Raw genomic sequence first — 18,749 nt, forward strand, 5'->3', positions numbered from 1 at the left:
AGTTTCGAATTTCCAGTCGCCAACGGCGGCTTGACGCGACACAGCAGACACTCGCCAAAAACCTGTGAACTTCCGCTTTGAGCCCATTTTGACCGACAATGTGGTAGGGCTGAATGTCGGCTTATAAAAGCAGGAGCCTTCAGTCTTCGGGGGTTACTCCAAGATGAAAACCGGCACGGCGTTATCGAACCCCTTTAGATCACATTTTATGCCTGCATCAGTCACGTCTCCAGTGATTGTGTGAAACTCATGGGAGCAGACCGTCTTTGCATTCAATTTAGCTGCATGATCTAGCAAACGTGACGCTAGATTGACGGCTGGGCCAACTGCCGTGAAATCAAGACGGTTTTGACTACCAACATTGCCATAAAATATTTCTCCAATGTGGAGCGAGGCGCGAAATTCTATTGGCGTTTCACTGCGCTGTTTTTCAATTCCGGTCCTTGAACTCGCAACAGCATTCAATGCATTTTGCGCAGCAGCTTCCAGAGCGGTTAGATCATCGACAACTGGAAAAATAATCAAAGCGCCGTCACCAATGAATTTCAGAATTTCGCCGTAGTTAGCAACCACGGCAGCATCGATAATTTCATAAAATGCATTCAACACCTTTAGAACTTCGGTCCCCGAACGCGAATTTGACATTGCGGTGTAGCTCACCAAGTCCACGAACAATATGATCGCAGAAATGGTTTCCCCTTCGCCGCGCTGGATTTTCCCGTCCATAACCTTGCGGCCGATGTCCTGTCCCAAATAGGTGGTCAGGGAGACCCTCATATCGCTTCGGTCGCCAAAGTGCTCACACACACGAGCAACGGGCGCCTGCAATCGGCGCAATTGCGCGACTACATCGTCATCGAACCCGTTATCGGTCTTCGTCCCAACAAACACGCAACGGGAGACAGATCCATCAACATTAAACAAAGGCAGGCAAATGAGATCGGTGTAACCTGCATCGCGGTATCCTTTCAGGGTTGCATCGCCACCGTCGTCCTCTTCGTCATCAAATCTGAAACGGAGCATACGTTGCATGCGTATCGTCGTCGCCTGCGGTCCATGATGGAATGCTTCGCTCTCGACCATGTCATTGGAAACAGGGACATGCCACACACCCTTTTTTATGGTCCAAATAACGCCTTCGGCTGGCAATATTGGATGAACATTAAATTTGTAAAACGCAATGGAAGCTATCGGAACGCCCGCGGCAAATAGTTTCTCCGAGAATATCCCAATGAAGTTCTCGAACGTGCCGGGTGGAGGCGCTCCGGCTATTAGCCAAGTGATGATTTGAGTGATTTTTTGATCGCAGTTCATGATGCATAAAGCTCTTCAAACCGCGCACTTTCAATAGTTAATGATACAAAGCAATTTTGCCAGCACATGTACAAAGCACTGGAAGCGGCCGTTGATGCGCGCTGGTTCTGATTACGCCATGTTGAAAACACTCGGTGTCCTACCCGGAATGGTCAAATTCAGAGATTTTTTCCCGCGATAGCCCGCTTTTGCAAACATCTTTTCATGAGACCCAGTCTTCAGGGAGAATGTTCCAATATTTTGGACCAAATTTCGCTGCGTCGAGTTTTTCAATACAATCAGCCCAAAGCTGTCGGATGACGACTGATGACTTGCCCCTAATTAGACAGTCCGGCCTTGCGCAAACCAACGGCCAGTAGTTCGAAATCGTCTGATTGCCGCCACATGCTTTTGAAACCATGCGCAAGAATGGAAAAATTTTCTTCGGTCACCTCAATGCCTCGGCCGCCAAACTCATCGCGACGTTCCGAAATAAAGTCCTTCAAGGCTGCCGCCGCCTCAGTTTGCCGGCCAAGATGCGCATAAGAAGCGGCCATGAAAGCCGCGGCCAAAGAATTTAGCCGCGCTTCTCCGATCAGCAATCCGAGCGCGGCCTCAAAGTTTCCGCAAAAAAATTCGACCTGCCCCATGATCCAGTCGATCGCAGGAGGATGTAATGGATCCAACCGCATCGCCTCTAAGACCACTTCCCGCGCCTTGTCATGACGTCCCAGCAACAGAAAGCCGTAGCCACACCAAGCCATAGATTCAGCCTCGTTCTCGATCAGCGATATCGTCTTTTCGAACTGTACATCGGCTTCATCCCAGAGCCTTGCGCACAAATAGGCAAATCCCAGTTGATCTTGAATGTAGGGGTCTCGGTTGTCCAGAGCCGCGCCCTTACGGGCGATGTGCAACGCGTGATCAGGAGCGTCTGGGTCCGCCAGTCCAAGCCAAAGGTCGATAACATAGGTGTCAGAGAGGTACATATAAGATCGGGCTATGGACGGATCGAGTGCGACGGCCCGTTCCAGCAATGCGCGCGCTTTGGCAGTGTCCCGGGCATTCAGTCCGTCACGGAGAGCCTTGCTTCTCAGCATCAATTCATAGGCCTTCATTTCATCTGCCGGTTTCTGTGCTGAGCGGTCGACAAAATCATGCTGCACACGGCCTGGTAGTACAGCCACTATGCTGCGGGTCACTTCGTCCTGTACGGATAGGATGTCTTCCAATTCGCGGTCATAGCGTTCCGACCACAACTGCGTGCCAGTTACGGCATCGGCGAGCTGCACAGAAATCCTGACCCGACTTCCAGCCTTTCGAACACTGCCCTCAACAAGATAATCGGCGCCCAACGCCGCAGCAATTTCCGCGGGATCGATGTCTTGTGCTCTGAATCTGAAAGACGCGTTTCGGGAAATAACCTGAAGCGTACGAAAGCGCGACAAGCCCATGATAATATCTTCCGCAATGCCGTCGCTGAAAAATGCTTGCTCAGGGTCGTCGCTCATGTTGTGTAGGGGCAGAACCGCGATGGCAGCTTTTTTGACAGCCGCCGGTTTCGGCGGTTCAGCGTCCGCTTTGTTATCTCCCGCAACGCGCCAAGCGCGCACCGGCTCGAAAACATTCTTGATGGAGTGCGTGCCCGCATCCTCCCATGGAACTGGAATGCGGTTGCCGACCACACGATATACCGCGTCAGAGACAAGCACGCCTCCGGGAGGCGCCAATTGCTCCAAACGCGCTGCAAGGTTGACGCCCGACCCGAAGACATCACCATCTTGCATGATGATGTCACCAAGGTTGATACCGATGCGGAAACGGATCGGGTCGGACCCTTCCGAGGTCGCCCGTTGCCATTCGATGGCGCAAGAAACCGCATCAGCGGCACTATTGAAACTGGCCAGAAGGCCATCACCCATAAGCTTAATAATGCGTCCACGATGACGGTTTACGAGAGGCGTGACTATTTGATCCATACAAACAGAAAAAGCAGTAAGAGTGCCAGACTCGTCCTGTTCCATCCGACTTGTGTAACCGACCATATCGGCGACCAGAATTGCTGCGAGTTGACGCTCCACAGATGTCCTCCCTTCCTGTGCATACCGGTCGTTTAACAACAAGACCATGTGAAACTGAATTCGAGGGTTTGTCGAAGGAGGCTTTGTCCGCATGTGAGACATACGTCGCAACCGCAGCGAACGTCCGGTCCTGGTGAAAGCAGTCGTTTAAAACCAAAACTTCGAATTTCCGGTTGTGAACGGCTGCTTAACGCGACGAACCGGTCATCAGAGAAAAACAGTCGAATGACTGCATCGAGCCCAAAGCTTCCGTTAATCTAGCCGGTTTGACTTAAATCATACCGCGTTTGCCGACGCCTGCTAAACTGCCTATCCGACAAAATTGGATGGGAGAAAATTTGATGACCAAGCGCAACTGGTTACCCGCATTTTTTGATGGCGAAAAGGATGACGCTAATGATCCTTTTGGCGCTCTTCGAAAACAAATTGATGAAATGTTCGAAGACTTTGGCAAGAACCTTCCCATGAAGTCCGGTGGGCTCTCTGTTCGTTCGAATGTCAGCGAGACTGAGAAAGAAGTTTGTATCACTGCCGAGCTGCCAGGCATCAGCATGGAAGATGTCGATGTTTCGATTGAAGGGAACCGTATCTGCGTCAGTGGTGAAAAAGTTTCTGAAGAGGAAGAGAAGAAAGAGGACGAAGGCCGTCAGTTTCGCCGAGTCGAGCGGACGTCAGGCTCCTTCAGGCGTGACATGACCATGCCGTTTGAGATCGATCCCGACAGCGTGAAGGCCCACGCGAAGGACGGCGTGCTGACCGTGACAATTCCAAAACCACCCGAGCAGGTGGCGAAAGCAAAGAAGATCAAAATCGAGTCTTCGGGATAAGCAATTACCCGAAAACTAAACAGAAGGGCCCCGTGGCGGTTCACATATAGCGATCCGCCACGGGGCCCTCGGCGCGCGATGCATCTGATGATTGGAATGAAGCCGCGAGGACAAGGTTGTACCAACAAGTCACTACCCTTCGCGTCTACTTGCCCTGTTTGCGTTCGAGCAGAAAGCCGTTGACGACTTTCTGCTGCAAGGAGTCCGCTTTCATCGCGAAGAAGTAACTGTGGGAGGAATGCTATGGTTGAGGGACGCTTAATTTTCTCAAACCGCGATGATGCTGGACGCAGGCTTGCTGCAGAACTGGTTAAGCGGAGCTTCGATGCGCCAGTCGTCTTCGCATTGCCGCGCGGCGGCGTGCCGGTTGCTGCGGAGGTCGCAGAAGCTCTTGGTGCACCCCTCGATCTGATCCTGGTGAGGAAAATCGGTGCACCGCGCAATCCAGAGGTCGCGCTTGCAGCCATTGTTGAGGGGGACCCACCCGAGCGGGTTATCAACGAAGAGGTGATGCGTCAGTCAGGTGCCGATCAGTCATATCTGGAGAGAGCCACCGAACAGCAAGTAGCCGAAATGCAGCGCCGTCGTGAAAGGTACCTCGGCGGGCGTGGCAGGTCCGATGTTGAAGGCAAGACGGCGATCGTCGTTGATGACGGCCTTGCAACAGGAGCCACAATGAAGGCTGCGCTGATCGCGCTGAAGCGCTGGGGCGCTGAAAGAGTGGTGGTGGCCATACCTGTCGCGCCCGCCTCTGAAATACCTCGACTTCAAGAGATTGCGGATGAGGTAATCTGCCTGGTCGTCGACCCGTATTTTCGCGGCGTGGGTGGTGCGTACGCTGATTTTCACCAACTCAGCGATGAAGAGACTGTCGGCTATTTGCGCCGGGCGTGGACTGTTGAGCAAGCAAGCGTGGACGGTCCGGTGCTGAGCCGCACCGTTGAAATCCCTCCCTTGCGGTTGCTAGGTGATCTGGTCGTCCCGCCAGATCCGCGTGGCGTCATCCTATTTGCCCATGGTAGCGGGTCAAGCCGACTGAGCCCGCGCAACCGGGAAGTCGCAGAGCGGCTAAACGAGCTCGGTTTCGCGACATTGCTAATGGACTTACTGACTTCACAAGAGGCCGAGGATCGACGCAATGTCTTTGACATTCCTCTTTTGGCCAGGAGGTTGCTTGACGCAGATCTGTGGATCGCATCGGAACCGGAACTGGGCGATCTGCCCCTTGGCCTGTTTGGGGCGAGTACAGGAGCGGGCGCTGCTTTGTTGGCCGCTGCCGAACTTAGCGGGCGTATCTCAGCTGTAGTGTCCCGTGGGGGTCGTCCTGATCTCGCCGGGGAACGGCTTTCCGAGGTCATGGCGCCGACACTCCTAGTTGTTGGAGGCAATGATCTTCAGGTTCTGGAACTCAACCGCCGCGCCCTCGCAGAGCTGCGCTTTGAAAAACAATTGCGGATCGTACCGGGTGCTGGCCATCTGTTCGAAGGGCCAGGTGAGTTGGAGGAAGTTACCGAAATAGCTGGCGCCTGGTTCCAGCACTATTTGGTCAAGTCGGAGGCGCCTCTTGTGCCTCCCCCTACCGAGGAACGGGCGCCCGCCACTCCCGAGGAAGTCGTCCGCGCCGCAGCCGAGGCCTTGCCTGACTTGGACGATCCGACCTTTGGCACAGCATTTGATCGATATGGCGAGGCGCGGGTCGTTTTGCTCGGAGAGTCGTCGCACGGAACATCGGAATTCTACCGCGCCCGCGCAGCAATAACGCGCAGACTAATCGAGGAGCATGGCTTCAACATTGTCGCCGTTGAAGCGGACTGGCCTGATGCCGCGGTACTCGATCACCGCGTACGTGGGCTGCCAGAGCGTAGCCGCAACGTATCTGCGTTTTCGCGTTTCCCTGTCTGGATGTGGCGCAATCGTGATGTGGATGACTTCATCTCTTGGCTTTGCAATTACAACACTAAGCTCCCAGATGTGAAACGCGTTCGTTTTCAAGGGTTGGATATTTACAGTATGTTCAACTCGATCGCGGAAGTTTTGTCTTATCTAGACAATCACGACCCATCAGCCGCAGCGCTCGCGCGGCGGCGGTACGAATGTCTTGCGCCTTGGTCAAACGAGCCCGCAGCCTATGGCCGCGAAGCTTTGTCCCGTGGCTACGCAATGTGCGAGGAGCCGGTGACGCGGGTCTTGGTTGACTTACTTACAAGAGAGCTCTCTCAGGCGCGAAGCAATGGCGACAGCTTATTTAATGCAGTGCAGAACGCCCGGGTTGTTGCTGGTGCCGAGCAATACTATCGAATGATGTACTACGGCTCGACCGAAAGCTGGAACTTGCGGGACATGCACATGTTCCAAACCTTAAAGCAGACAATGGACCATGTTGGACCGGACGCGCGGGCCGTGGTCTGGGCGCACAATTCTCACATCGGCGACGCAAGTGTTACCGACATGGGGGTGAACCGAGGCGAGTTCAACATTGGCCAGCTTTGTCGTGAAGAATGGGGCGAAGACGCCGCCCTCATCGGATTTGGAACCCATACCGGCACGGTGGCATGCGCGTCGGACTGGGATGGCCCCATGGAGATCAAGGCAGTGCGTCCATCGCGTCCTGACAGCCATGAGGGGGTCTGCCATTCCGCAGGGGGCGAGCGCTTTCTGCTCGACCTGCGGCCCGGGGTTAATGAGGCGCTCCGATCCGCAATGTCAGAGCCGCGGCTTGAACGATATATCGGCGTCATTTACCGGCCTGAGACGGAAAGATGGAGTCACTACAGTCATACGATCCTCTCCTCTCAATACGACGGTTATGTCTGGTTTGACCGCACGCAAGCTGTGGTACCGTTACCTGCGGAACCCTTGCCTGGGTCGAAGGATACCTTCCCGTTCGGTCTGTGAGGCTATCTATGATTATCGGATAGTGCGGCCACATTGATATGACTCAGCAGTCCTCGAATACATGCAGTCCAAGGTCGGATTGGGCGCGTCAGTGGGTGGTCTTGTTCCCTATGCCTTTATGGTCGCCGCCACCACGGGTCTGGTCGAGCCAGTAGCAGGGCTGGTTGGCGTTGTTGCGGTCAGCTACCAGCGCTCGCCCAATTTTCTCAACATGCACGTAAATCCGTGCCGCAGCTCCGCCAAATACATTTCTGTTGGGAAAGGCCTTTCGTACTTCAACCAACGGACTTGCCTTCTTCGAGAGGTGTCTTTGGCGGAGCGCGACGTCAATCTTAAGCCTCCGGGGCGATGTTTTGGTTGAAGCGAAACCGGTTTTGCGGATCGTATTTGGTTTTTACCGCGACAAGCCGTTCATAGTTTGGACCGAAACTGGTCCGCGTCAGTGCGGCGTTGTCCTCACCATGGCCTGCAAAATTCAGATATGCGCGCCCATGATGTCCAAAGCGTTCGGAATTGGACCAGCCCTCACGGGCCCAGGCGATGTTGGCCTCATCATCGGCGGGATCGGACCAGACACCATCCAGTGAATACATCCACCCCATGGACCGATCGCCGAACGCGGTCGCCTCCGCTGATACATTCGCAGTCGCCCCGCCGAAATTCCACAGCGACGAGAGTGTGTTATCCGACGGCGCGGCGATTGCGTTGGCCATGGCCAGATCAATCATCTCATCTGTCAGGTCAGTCAGGTAGCGGGCTTTCCAGTAACAGCGAAAGTCTCCGGCGGGCATGAGCGTGTCAAACAGCTGCTGCACGTCGCAGTAGTTCATTCGCCCGGAAAAGTCGGCCGACAATTTGCCAAGCTCACGAAGAGGCTGAAGAAGCGCCTCACCTTCAGCGGCGTCACCGTTGTACACGCAGGCGAGCGTCACGATCCGCTTCCCCCAGTGTTCCTCGGGGAAATCCTCGCCCCCTGCGGTGGCAAACTCGCAAAGCGATCCAACTCTGTCACCGTGTTTGGCCATGAAGTCGCGCCATGCCCGAACTGGCTCGGGCCCGTCTTCGACGAGATAGATTGGGGCTGCGAACATGACCTCCGGGCCGCAAGTGTGCAGCGCGAATTCGAACTGCACGACGACACCGAAATTGCCGCCCCCGCCCTGCAGAGCCCAGAGCAGTTCTGGGTTCTCGTCGGAACTCGTATGGATCAGATCGCCGTCTGCCGTAACAACGTCAGCGGCCACAAGATTGTCGATCGACAAACCGTGTTGAGCGCGCAGCCAGCCAATGCCCCCCGATAGCGTCAGTCCTGCGACGCCCGTGTCGGAAATCAAGCCACCCGGTGTCGCAAGTCCATGTACCTGGGTTGCGGCATCCACATCACGCCACAAAGCGCCGCCCTGAACCTTTGCCAGACGGGCAGAGGCATCAACTGTCACACCCCGCATAAGCGAAAGGTCGATCATGACACCACCGTCGCAGACCGCATGCCCTGCAACATTGTGTCCGCCACCTCGAATGGCAATGGGCAGGTCATGGGCTACCGCGAGCTTGACTGCGGCCTGCACGTCGCCGGCTGTCCTGCACTGGGCGATCAACGCAGGGCGGCGATCAATCATCGCATTCCAGACACCTCGCGCATCGTCAAATCGTGCGTCTTCGGGGCCAATCAACTCGCCGCCAAATGCATGCCCCGGCATATCTAATGTGTTCAGTAAGTCTTCCACTTTGTGCATCCTTTCCAAAACCTGAACCCAGACTAGCGCACCCTATCCGCCTGACAGAGTGGCATTGCCGCCAAAGAAGGGGCATACTGGACACGTGACCAAGCCAGATTTGCCAATACCGTGCATAATTGGACAAGGATGTAACATGACCCCGCCTAGCAAGCCCCTGATCGTGCTGCTCGCTGCACCAGAAACCTCATCGTCCGTTCTCTACGGATTATATGATGTCTTGCTATCGGTAGGTGCCGTTTACCCTGAATTGATATCAGGATCGCCGGGTGACGAACTACTGGACATCAAAATTGTGTCGGCAGACGGAAAGCCATTTCATTGCATCGGAAATATTCCGGTTGAACCGCACATAGCGACCAACAGTCTGGGCACACCTGATGCCGTCGTTGTGTGCGACATGTATACGTCGATCTATGACGTGCCGAAGGAGCGATATCCCCGGGAAATTGCCTGGTTGCGAGACATGCACAGGGACGGCGCGTTGATAACGTCGGTCTGCTCGGGCTCGCTCCTTTTGGCGGAGGCGGGGCTTTTGGACGGGCGCGAGGCGACAGCCCATTGGGCATATCGGGATATGTTCCAACGCCATTACCCGAAAGTTGCCTTTCGCAATGAGTCCATCTTGTGCCTGTCAGCCGAAGCTGACCGCATTGTGACGGCAGGTGGGGTCAGCGCCTACCATGATCTGGCAATCTATCTGATCGCCAAGTTTTGCGGTTACAAGCATGCCATCGAGACAGCAAAAGTGTTTCTGATCAGCGGCCACTCCGAAGGCCAGTCTCCATATTCAGTGATGACCCGTCCGATGGAAACCTCGGATGCGCAAATCTCTGATTGCCAAGTTTGGATCGCGAACAATTACAACGTGACCAAGCCGGTCGAAAAAATGGTTGAGCGATCAGGTCTGAACCCTCGGACTTTTTCACGCCGGTTTCGGTCCGTTACTGGTTTCCCCCCGATTGAATATGTTCAGGCGCTCAGAATAGAAGAAGCAAAGCAGATGCTGGAAACTGATGCCAAATCTGTAGATGATGTCGGTGGTTCAGTCGGGTACGAAGACCCAGCTTCCTTCCGTCGGGTGTTCAAACGCGGCGTGGGCCTGTCTCCGGCTGCATACCGCAAAAAATTCCAGCGTATTTCACAAATTGCCAGGCCAATTGCCACAAGGTGATTCCGAGAACCTCTTTGCTGACAAGATTGACATGATCTTGATGCACAGAAGCTTTCAAAGCAGTCATTGGCGCACGCGCAGCTAAAGGCAATTTTGTCCCGCAGAGCAGACGCTGAAGCAATGCGCGGAGAATGACGGCAAATCGTGCAGCTCCGCCGCGGGCAATGCCGTGATACGGTCGAGCAATCATGGTGATTTTCGCTGCGCCTGCATCAGGCTGCTTGGTGTTGTCAGACAAATGCGAACCAGTCTCTGCAAGGACAGTAAGGCTGTTCCTTATGCCGTGCCGAGACCGCGCCACTCAGCCAGAGCGGCGGCGCGGTTGAGTTTGAAATTGGGTCGCGTTGAGAGGCTGCGGTCCTGATTGAAGATGGGGTGGTTGCCGCCCTCCCTCGACGGCATCGCAATGTGCCATGATGGTGGAGTACAGCCACTGAAGCAGGAAAGGACGGCAACCATGACGAAGGATACAATGATAGGCGTCGATCTGGCGAAGAGCGTTTTTCAGGCTCACGGCGCATCGATGACAGGGCAAGTCAGGTTCTGCAAGAAGCTGACACGCGTGCAGTTTTTGAGGTTCATGGGAGACCATCCACCCGCAGTCGTTGTAATGGAAGCATGCGGCAGCGCATATTATTGGTCGCGTGAGATGGTCCGCCTAGGCCATGAGACAAAACTGATTGCGCCGCAATATGTGAAACCATTCGTAAAGCGCCATAAGAACGATGCTGCTGACGCTGAAGCAATTGTCATTGCTGCGCAGCGCCCGGAGATGCGGTTTGTCGAGCCTAAATCGGAAGAGCAGCAGGCCCATGCAATCCTGTTTCGCGGTCGCGAACGGCTCATTCGTCAGCGAACAGCGTTGGTGAACGCACTGCGTTCAAACCTTTACGAATATGGCCACATCGCACCCAAAGGAATAGGGCAGATCAAGCGCATCGAGGCGATCATTGAGGAGCCAAACAGTGATCTTCCCGACTTGATGCGGGAAGAATGTCGTGATCTTCTTGAACAGATCACCGAGAAAACGGCTCGGATCGAGACAAAGTCAGAAAGGCTCAAGGGTCTTGCTGCCGAGGCCGACACTGCGCGTCGGCTGCAGACGATGCCAGGCGTGGGCCCGCTCACTGCGTTAGCGATCGAAGCTTTTGCTCCAGACATGAAGACTTTCAAGCGTGGTCGGTACTTCGCAGCATGGCTGGGCTTGGTGCCGCGCCAGTACTCATCGGGTGGCAAGCAGCGGCTTGGGCGTGTTTCAAAGGCAGGGCAAGCCGACATCCGACGGCTCCTGATTATCGGTGCGATGTCGCGACTGGCCTGGCACGGGCGCAGATCGATTCCCGAAGGTTCATGGCTAGATCGGATGATGGCAAGAAAACCACGGATGCTGGTGGCCATTGCGCTGGCCAACAAGATGGCGCGGGCAATCTGGGCCATGCTGACAAAGAAGGAGGATTACCGAAATCCGGCATGGGCTGCCGTTACGTGAAACGATACGGAACGTCACAGCCTGAAGTCGGTAAAGAGGGGTGAGAAGTCGACGACCTGAATGGGCAAAATGATCGATCAGATCTGGACCGGAAAAACCAGGACAATCATTAGAACTTAAAAGTTCGTGTTGAAGATGTGGAACCGGTCTGCAGATCACCATACCGGCCAGCAGCTCACATCACGCTGCAACAAAAGGCCTGACACAAGTGCGCACTCGATCACCCATCCAATCGAAAAACTTCTTGCACAACGGGCGGCAACCACACAAGTGGTTGTAAACGGATGCGTGGACGGAGGCGAATTTCTGCAAACTTCGCATGCGCTGGAAGCGGAGCATCGCCCGTTCTCGTCGTCGGAAAGGCAGATGTGAATTCTCTGCCCTATTGTTCATCCACCGGCTCGTTTCCTGTCTTTCAGCGTTGCCAATAACTTTCATAGCAGCGCCATAAGAGCGAAGTTTGTCCGTCACAATTACTTCTGGTCGGCCATACCTCTTCATAGATTTCCTTAAGAACTTTAACGCTGCTTTACGATCTCGCCGCTTCGTAACGTAGGATTCCAGCACTTCACCTTCGTGATCAACGGCCCGCCAAAGGTAGTGCCGCTCGCCGTTGATCTTCACAAACATCTCGTCCAGATGCCAACGCCAGTTGCTTGATTTCAAACCCTCGATCCGCCGTTTTCGGATCTCAGAAGCAAACATCGGACCGAACCGATGCCACCAAAATCGAACGGCCTCGTGGCTCACGTCGACGCCGCGTTCGTGGAGCAAATCTTCCACATTGCGCAGCGACAGCGGGAAACGAACATACAGCATAACCGCCAGACGGATAATCTCACGGCTCGTTTTGCAGTAGCGAAATGGATCAGGTTTGGTCATCCGATGAGGCTACGAAACCGCCCTGCCCGCCTCAACTCAAATCCTTCTGACAAGACCTGTCCTGGTTGTGCTGAGGGCCTGTTAATGCGGAACAAACCTACCGTTCAGACATAGAATCAGAACAATCTCTCCCAACCTTTCGGCCTCTTTTACAAAGCTGCTTTCCGCTCTGGCTCAAACAGCGTTTCGGTTACATCAACAATAAGATTAAACGCTGTAGATTGTGCGGTGTCAGCGCCTAATCGGCCGTATTACGGTCATATTCTAAAGGCTCCTTTGTGGTAAAAGTTTGCCGATGCCTTTGTTCCATCGAGGCCTTGAAATTCAGAATTTGCCCAAGAGGTTGCCATGTCCAATCAACTTTCCAAATCCCTCATTAGCGCGCTGATCGTTGCGGCTATGAGTTCAACACCTGTTCTGACCAGTGTGGTCGCGCTGGCTGTCACAGCGGATTCAGCATACGCAAAAAACGGAAATGGCGGCGGCAACGGCGGTGGCAATGGCGGTGGGAACGGTGGCGGCAATGGTGGCGGCAACGGTGGCGGCAATGGTGGCGGCAACGGTGGCGGCAATGGTGGCGGCAACGGTGGCGGCAACGGTGGCGGCAATGGCGCATCGAATGGAAATGAAGGTGCCGCAAGCAACGCCACTGGCGGGCGCGGCAATTCAAAATCGCGCGCCGACAAGGGCAAGAGCAAAAGTGCTGACAAAAGCCAGGGGCGTTCAAAGGGAACGGGGTTGGGTTTGGCGGGCTTGTCGGGTTCGTCACTGTCTGACGCAATCAGCTCGGTCTTTTCCGGCAACAAAGGCAAACGCAGTAAAGAGTCGAAGCAGGCCCGTACGTCTGTTTCCAAGAACCAGCACGGCAAAGTCGCAAGTAATCTGAAAGGTCTGAACGCGGCCCATGCCAGTCAGACGGCCCGATTGAATGCGAGCCCCAACAGCCGCGTCGGCAAAATCGCAGGCTATCAGGAGGCGACGATCAGTGAGATCGGGCTGACGGACCAGATTGCGGCACTGAACGAACAGGTCGATGACACAGTGGCCACGACTGCGGAATTTGTTGCGGAAAACATTTCCGAAGACAGCCTTGTTTCGCCTGAAGAGATTACCGAGGCAATAGACGCACTTGATCCGGCAGCAGACGATTATCAATCTGATGTCGATGCAATCGCGGCGGCAATGAGTGGATTGGACCCTAACGTTACCGAAAACGAGCAGGCTTTGGCCGAGGTTTCAGAAAGTATCGATAGCACAGTTGCAGCGCAGGACGCGCAGGCAGAACTGGCGGAAAACATCGCCGAACTTGAAGGCGATCTGGACGAGTCAAAAGAAAACCAGGTCGCGGCGGCGGCGCTGTCAGAGGCTTATGCACCACATGATGTCGATGACCTGACAGAAGAAGCCATCGCCGAGCTTAACAGCCTGCTTGGGCTTGACGAGAGTTCGGACCCGGAGGACGTAACGACCGAATAAACCAAACCGCAAGCGCATGGCATTCCGTTTTTCTCAGAAGAATAAAAGGTGGTGTCAGACAAATTCGAACCAGTCTCTGCAAGGACAGTAAGGCTGATGGTGTTGTCAGACAAATGCGAACCAGTCTCTGCAAGGACAGCGACACTGCGCTGGCCAACAAGATGGCGCGGGCAATCTGGGCCATGCTGACAAAGAAGGAGGATTACCGAAATCCGGCATGGGCTGCCGTTACGTGAAACGATACGGAACGTCACAGCCTGAAGTCGGTAAAGAGGGGTGAGAAGTCGACGACCTGAATGGGCAAAATGATCGATCAGATCTGGACCGGAAAAACCAGGACAATCATTAGAACTTAAAAGTTCGTGTTGAAGATGTGGAACCGGTCTGCAGATCACCATACCGGCCAGCAGCTCACATCACGCTGCAACAAAAGGCCTGACACAAGTGCGCACTCGATCACCCATCCAATCGAAAAACTTCTTGCACAACGGGCGGCAACCACACAAGTGATTGTAGACCGAGGCGTGGACGGAGGCGAATTTCTGCAAACTTCGCATACGCCGGAAGCGGAGCATTGCCCGCTCTCGTCGTCGAAACGGCAGATGCGAGTTCTCGGCCCTGTTGTTCAACCAGCGACCGGTTTCCTGTCTGCCTGCAGCGCCAATCTCTTTGAGCGCAGCGCCGTATGATGCCAGCCCGTCCGTGACGACCACTTCAGGTCGACCGTGTTTGAGCATTATTTTCTTTAAGAATTTCAACGCGGCTTTCTTGTCACGGGTCCTTGTTACGAAGCTTTCCAGGACTTCGCCTTCATGATCGACGGCCCGCCAAAGGTAGTGCCGCTCTCCGTTGATCTTCACGAAAACCTCGTCCAGGTGCCAACGCCACTTGCTTGATTTCATACCAGCAATACGTCGTTTCCGGATCTCCGCGGCAAACATCGGGCCGAACCGGTGCCACCAGTATCTAACGGCTTCATGGCTGACATCGATGCCCCGTTCGTGGAGCAAATCTTCCACATTTCGAAGTGAAAGCGGGAACCGGACGTACATCATCACCGCCAGGCGGATGATCTCACGGCTCGTTTTGAAGTAGCGAAATGGATCAAGTTTGGTCATCCGGTGAGGCTACGAAACCGCCCTGCCCGGCTCAAGCTGGTTTGCTCTGACAGTGCCGTATAGGTCCACTATCCTTTTGGATAGGTCACGCCAATGATTGAGGTTAACTTGCCCAGTGGGATGTGAGGACTGTACAGTAAACTTTCAGGTTGGGGTAACGTCCCGAGGGACACCGGGATGCCTGCAATCGTTACGCAAGCCTTCACGACAAAGCCAACTAGGTTTTCCTCTGGGCACTTCAATGGGCGAATAAACCGCATCACCCAACGGTGCTAGGGGCGCTGTCAGACGAATTCGAACCACTCTCAGTTTGCCGCCAACTCCGTGAACCTATCCGGAACAAAGCTGGCGCCACTCGGAAAGAGCGGCGGAGCGTGCCATCTTGAAGATGTCTCGACTTGTGAGTGATCTTTCCTGGTTGAAGTGGTTGTAAACGGATGCGTGGACGGCGGCGAATTTCTGCAAACTTCGCATGCGTCGGAAACGAAGCATTGCCCGTTCTCGTCGTCGAAATGGCAGGTGCGAATTCTCAGCTCGGTTATTCAGCCAACGACCCGTTTCCTGCTTGTCTGCGACGCCAATCTCTTTGAGCGCAGCGCCGTATGATGCCAGCCCGTCCGTGACGAACACTTCCGGGGAACCATGCTTGCGCACTGCTTTCTTTAAGAATTTCAACGCGGCCTTTTTATCGCGCGTCTTCGTCACGAAGTTTTCCAAGACTTCACCTTCATGATCGACGGCCCGCCAAAGGTAGTGTCTCTCGCCGTTGATCTTCACGAACATCTCGTCAAGATGCCAGCGCCACTTGCTCGATTTCATGCTAACAATGCGCCGTATCCGGATTTCCGCGGCAAACATCGGGCCGAACCGATGCCACCAGTATCTGACAGCCTCATGGCTGACATCGATGCCGCGTTCGTGCAACAGATCCTCGACATTTCGAATGTGAAAGCGGGAACCGGACGTATATCATCACCGGCAAGCGGATAATCTCACGGCTCGTTTTGAAGTAGCGAAATGGATCAGGTTTGGTCATCCGGTGAGGCTACGAAACCACCCTGCCCGGCTCAAGCTGGTTTTGTCTGACAGTGCCGTCTGGCATGTTGCCTAATCAATTGCTATGCTTGATAGGTTTTGAGAAAGTCACAGACATATGGCCACACTTCTTCTTTTTCATGCCCTTCTCGTTCTGAGCTTCACACTCCGCATTCTACTGCGGGATGATCTGTCGCCCTCCGCGCGATTGGCCTGGTTCATCGTGCTGAACGTGCTGCCCTACGTCGGGAGTGTTGTCTATTTCCTGTTCGGCGAGATTGACCTCGGGCACCGAGCCGACAAACGTCACAAAGAGGTCTTCGATGAAATCAGGGCAGCAGCCGTGCAGCATTTTGGAGAAAAGAATGGCATAAATCTGATCAATCCAGTCTACCAGCCAGGCTTCCGTTATGCGTCTTCAATCAACGGATTTCACGCCGTCGCGGGCAACCAAGCCACGCTAATGGCTGATGCGTCAGAGACGAACAAACACCTGATCGCGGACATCGACGCAGCCACCGATCATGTGCATGTTCTGTATTACATCTGGTTAACGGACACGACCGGGAAAGACGTGTGCAAGGCGCTAATCCGTGCCGCCGAGCGGGGTGTGATCTGTCGCGCGATGGCTGATGGGCTGGGCTCGCGAGCACTACTCAAATCGCCACTTTGGCGCGAGATGGAAGAGGCCGGAGTGAAGCTTGCAGTGGCCATGCCACTCGATAATCCAATCCGCACAGTGCTGACAAGCAGGGTTGATCTGCGCAACCATCGCAAGATCACGGTGATTGACGGGCGCATCACCTATTGCGGCAGCCGCAATGCCGCCGATCCGGAATTCCTTGTGAAAGCCAAATACGCGCCATGGGTAGATATAATGCTGCGTTTCGAAGGCCCTGTAGTCACCCAGAACCAACTGCTGTTTCTAAGCGATTGGATGCAGGCGACCGGAGAAGATTTTGAGAGCTTCCATGTTGAACACGTCCCCGCAACTGAAGGGTTCCCTGCACAGGTCATGGGGGACGGCCCAACTGAACGCCGCGCGGCAACGCCTCAGTTGTTCGCAACACTGATTTCAACCGCACAATCCCAACTTACGCTGTCGACGCCATACTTCGTACCCGACGCCACAGTCCTTGAGGCCCTCTGCGCCGCCGCGCATCGCGGCGTGAACATCACTCTGATCTTCCCAAAAATGAATGACAGCTGGATCGTTGCCGCTGCGAGTCGAAGCTACTACCGCAAGCTTTTGTCGGCCGGGTGCGATATCCACGAATTCAAGGGCGGCCTCCTTCACGCCAAAACCCTGACCATTGATGGTCTTGTCACACTTGTCGGCTCGTCAAATCTCGATTTGCGCAGCTTTGATCTCAACTACGAAAACAATGTTCTATTGCAGGATGTCGAGATCACCAGGCAGGTCTGTGACCGTCAGCAAGCCTATATTGAAAAGAGCGACCCCGTGATGCTAACGCACGTGCTTGGCTGGCCCTACCACCGGCGCATCTGGAACAATACTATCGCCACAATCGGACCAGTATTGTAGAACGGGCCGTCCTTGTCGCCTTTCGATGCAACACATTTTCTGCAGTTTTTTTTGTGGTTGCGTTTGAGTTAAACGGCACTGTCAGAGCAAAATCGCTTGTGACGGGCAGGGTGGTTTCGTAGCCTCATCGGATGACCAATCTTGATCCGTTTCGCTATTTCAAAACGAGCCGTGAGATTATCTGCCTGGCAGTGATGCTGTGATTGTCACGGACGGGCTGGCATCGCACGGCGTTGCGCTCAAAGAGATTGGCGTCGCAGACAAGCAGGAGACGGGTCGCAGGCTGAATAACCGAGTGAAGAATTCGCATCTGCCGTTTCGACGACGAGAGCGAGCCATGCTTCGCTTCCGGCGTATGCGAAGTTTGCAGAAATTCGCCGCCGTTCACGCTTCCGTCTACAATCACTTTAGTCAGGAACGCAGCCTTTCAGGCCGACCCGATTTCAAGCTGAACCGCGCCGTTGCTCTGGCCGAGTGGCGCGGTCTTAGCGCGTCGTAAGGGGCAGCTTCACCGTCCATTCGGAGACCAGTTCGAATTGATCTGACAGCACTCTTCGCAGTGCCGATACAACACACATTTCGAATTAAGATGAAGCCGGGGACGTAAAAAGTTGCCATCACCGCGCGCGTTGTGCCTCATCGAAGAAATATAATGGGAGGATGCCAAAATGGGCAACAAAATCTTGTGGATATTGATGGCGTTACTGTCGATTGTAGGCGGGGTAGTAGCGCTAATGAACCCCGTATTTGCCAGCGGCATAGCTACAATAATAGTCGCGTGGCTGTTCATACTTTTTGGCGCGTTGCAAGTAATTGCAGGTTTCCGGGTCGAAGGAGCAGGAGCAAAAGTTTGGACAATTTTGCTGGGTGCACTGGCCGTTTATCTCGGCGTCACAATACTTGGACACCCACTTAAGGGTATGATGGCACTAACCACGATGATCGCTATTCTGTGCCTAGGCGGGGGCATCGCTAAAGTTGTATTATCCTTCGCGCTGGAAGACCGTCGTTTTTTCTGGTTAGTTCTCGTATCGGGTTTAGCGTCATTGGCGGTCGGCTTAATCATATTCATGAATTGGCCGGTATCAGCTATTTCGGCGCTCGGAATTCTTCTGGGCGTACAGCTTTTGTCTGATGGCGTATCTTCACTGGCTATGGCCCTCAGTAGCGATGGAAAATCGTCCGCGGAGGTATAGA

General features: G+C 54.4%; 13 protein-coding genes and 3 pseudogenes. 9 read left to right on the forward strand and 7 right to left on the reverse strand.

The features are described 5' to 3' along the window. Nucleotides 1-153 precede the first annotated feature (153 nt). A complete protein-coding gene (locus OLX72_RS20230) occupies nucleotides 154-1,314 on the reverse strand; it encodes an adenylate/guanylate cyclase domain-containing protein (RefSeq protein ID WP_114870773.1) in 1,161 nt (386 codons plus the stop codon). 317 nt (nucleotides 1,315-1,631) lie between these two features. Beyond that, nucleotides 1,632-3,374, reverse strand: coding sequence for an adenylate/guanylate cyclase domain-containing protein (locus tag OLX72_RS20235; protein ID WP_433989452.1), 1,743 nt, complete (start codon nucleotides 3,372-3,374; stop codon nucleotides 1,632-1,634). Nucleotides 3,375-3,715: 341 nt separating this feature from the next. Here OLX72_RS20235 and OLX72_RS20240 point away from each other — a divergent pair, with 341 nt between their 5' ends. Continuing rightward, complete coding sequence (locus OLX72_RS20240) at nucleotides 3,716-4,201, forward strand: Hsp20/alpha crystallin family protein (protein ID WP_433989453.1); 486 nt, start codon at nucleotides 3,716-3,718, stop codon at nucleotides 4,199-4,201. Nucleotides 4,202-4,444: 243 nt separating this feature from the next. Continuing rightward, nucleotides 4,445-7,096: an erythromycin esterase family protein gene (locus OLX72_RS20245; protein WP_114870426.1), complete on the forward strand. Its 2,652-nt coding sequence runs from the start codon at nucleotides 4,445-4,447 to the stop codon at nucleotides 7,094-7,096. Nucleotides 7,097-7,428: 332 nt separating this feature from the next. Here OLX72_RS20245 and OLX72_RS20250 read toward each other — a convergent pair whose 3' ends face one another. After that, nucleotides 7,429-8,823, reverse strand: coding sequence for an FAD-binding oxidoreductase (locus OLX72_RS20250; RefSeq protein WP_433989454.1), 1,395 nt, complete (start codon nucleotides 8,821-8,823; stop codon nucleotides 7,429-7,431). Nucleotides 8,824-8,968: 145 nt separating this feature from the next. Here OLX72_RS20250 and OLX72_RS20255 point away from each other — a divergent pair, with 145 nt between their 5' ends. After that, nucleotides 8,969-10,006, forward strand: a complete 1,038-nt coding sequence (locus OLX72_RS20255) for a GlxA family transcriptional regulator (RefSeq protein WP_114871344.1) — start codon at nucleotides 8,969-8,971, stop codon at nucleotides 10,004-10,006. A 276-nt stretch (nucleotides 10,007-10,282) separates the two neighbouring features. On the opposite strand, the pseudogene OLX72_RS20260 reads toward OLX72_RS20255, so the two are convergent. Beyond that, nucleotides 10,283-10,375 (reverse strand): annotated as a pseudogene (locus OLX72_RS20260) (IS6 family transposase); the annotation flags it as partial. 88 nt (nucleotides 10,376-10,463) lie between these two features. On the opposite strand from OLX72_RS20260, the gene OLX72_RS20265 reads away from it, so the two are divergent. Then, the gene (locus OLX72_RS20265; protein ID WP_114870428.1) at nucleotides 10,464-11,495 is read left to right on the forward strand and encodes an IS110 family transposase; all 1,032 of its coding nucleotides are present in this window, start codon (nucleotides 10,464-10,466) and stop codon (nucleotides 11,493-11,495) included. A gap of 180 nt (nucleotides 11,496-11,675) precedes the next feature. Here OLX72_RS20265 and OLX72_RS20270 read toward each other — a convergent pair whose 3' ends face one another. Next, the gene (locus OLX72_RS20270) at nucleotides 11,676-12,377 is read right to left on the reverse strand and encodes an IS6 family transposase (RefSeq protein ID WP_254684588.1); all 702 of its coding nucleotides are present in this window, start codon (nucleotides 12,375-12,377) and stop codon (nucleotides 11,676-11,678) included. 348 nt (nucleotides 12,378-12,725) lie between these two features. On the opposite strand from OLX72_RS20270, the gene OLX72_RS20275 reads away from it, so the two are divergent. Both OLX72_RS20275 and OLX72_RS20280 read left to right on the forward strand, forming a co-directional pair. Next, nucleotides 12,726-13,853 carry a hypothetical protein gene (locus tag OLX72_RS20275; RefSeq protein WP_162798046.1) on the forward strand — a complete coding sequence of 376 codons (1,128 nt, stop codon included), beginning with the start codon at nucleotides 12,726-12,728 and terminating at the stop codon, nucleotides 13,851-13,853. A gap of 113 nt (nucleotides 13,854-13,966) precedes the next feature. Further along, a complete protein-coding gene (locus OLX72_RS20280; RefSeq protein ID WP_433990492.1) occupies nucleotides 13,967-14,089 on the forward strand; it encodes a hypothetical protein in 123 nt (40 codons plus the stop codon). Nucleotides 14,090-14,269: 180 nt separating this feature from the next. Here OLX72_RS20280 and OLX72_RS20285 read toward each other — a convergent pair whose 3' ends face one another. Both OLX72_RS20285 and OLX72_RS20290 read right to left on the reverse strand, forming a co-directional pair. Then, on the reverse strand, nucleotides 14,270-14,971 hold the full coding sequence (locus OLX72_RS20285) for an IS6 family transposase (RefSeq protein ID WP_433989455.1): 702 nt from the start codon (nucleotides 14,969-14,971) through the stop codon (nucleotides 14,270-14,272). Between the two features lie 330 nt (nucleotides 14,972-15,301). Next, nucleotides 15,302-16,007 (reverse strand): annotated as a pseudogene (locus tag OLX72_RS20290) (IS6 family transposase). Between the two features lie 117 nt (nucleotides 16,008-16,124). On the opposite strand from OLX72_RS20290, the gene cls reads away from it, so the two are divergent. The 3 genes and pseudogenes from cls (at nucleotide 16,125) to OLX72_RS20305 (ending at nucleotide 18,748) form a co-directional block, all read left to right on the forward strand. After that, a complete protein-coding gene (gene cls, locus OLX72_RS20295) occupies nucleotides 16,125-17,552 on the forward strand; it encodes a cardiolipin synthase (protein ID WP_433989456.1) in 1,428 nt (475 codons plus the stop codon). A gap of 187 nt (nucleotides 17,553-17,739) precedes the next feature. Beyond that, nucleotides 17,740-18,051 (forward strand): annotated as a pseudogene (locus OLX72_RS20300) (DDE-type integrase/transposase/recombinase); the annotation flags it as partial. Nucleotides 18,052-18,220: 169 nt separating this feature from the next. Next, nucleotides 18,221-18,748, forward strand: a complete 528-nt coding sequence (locus OLX72_RS20305) for an HdeD family acid-resistance protein (RefSeq protein ID WP_433989457.1) — start codon at nucleotides 18,221-18,223, stop codon at nucleotides 18,746-18,748. The last annotated feature ends 1 nt before the right edge of the window (nucleotide 18,749 follow it).

Source organism: Sulfitobacter sp. TBRI5, from assembly GCF_051013555.1.
GTDB lineage: Bacteria > Pseudomonadota > Alphaproteobacteria > Rhodobacterales > Rhodobacteraceae > JL08.

What these genes read in the sequence shown, in the direction of transcription:
- OLX72_RS20230 (WP_114870773.1), bottom strand. Translation starts at nt 1,314, where the DNA reads ATGAACTGCGATCAAAAAATCACTCAAATCATCACTTGGCTAATAGCC.
- OLX72_RS20240 (WP_433989453.1), top strand. Translation starts at nt 3,716, where the DNA reads ATGACCAAGCGCAACTGGTTACCCGCATTTTTTGATGGCGAAAAGGAT.
- OLX72_RS20245 (WP_114870426.1), top strand. Translation starts at nt 4,445, where the DNA reads ATGGTTGAGGGACGCTTAATTTTCTCAAACCGCGATGATGCTGGACGC.
- OLX72_RS20255 (WP_114871344.1), top strand. Translation starts at nt 8,969, where the DNA reads ATGACCCCGCCTAGCAAGCCCCTGATCGTGCTGCTCGCTGCACCAGAA.
- OLX72_RS20265 (WP_114870428.1), top strand. Translation starts at nt 10,464, where the DNA reads ATGACGAAGGATACAATGATAGGCGTCGATCTGGCGAAGAGCGTTTTT.
- OLX72_RS20270 (WP_254684588.1), bottom strand. Translation starts at nt 12,377, where the DNA reads ATGACCAAACCTGATCCATTTCGCTACTGCAAAACGAGCCGTGAGATT.
- OLX72_RS20275 (WP_162798046.1), top strand. Translation starts at nt 12,726, where the DNA reads ATGTCCAATCAACTTTCCAAATCCCTCATTAGCGCGCTGATCGTTGCG.
- OLX72_RS20280 (WP_433990492.1), top strand. Translation starts at nt 13,967, where the DNA reads ATGCGAACCAGTCTCTGCAAGGACAGCGACACTGCGCTGGCCAACAAG.
- OLX72_RS20285 (WP_433989455.1), bottom strand. Translation starts at nt 14,971, where the DNA reads ATGACCAAACTTGATCCATTTCGCTACTTCAAAACGAGCCGTGAGATC.
- cls (WP_433989456.1), top strand. Translation starts at nt 16,125, where the DNA reads ATGGCCACACTTCTTCTTTTTCATGCCCTTCTCGTTCTGAGCTTCACA.
- OLX72_RS20305 (WP_433989457.1), top strand. Translation starts at nt 18,221, where the DNA reads ATGGGCAACAAAATCTTGTGGATATTGATGGCGTTACTGTCGATTGTA.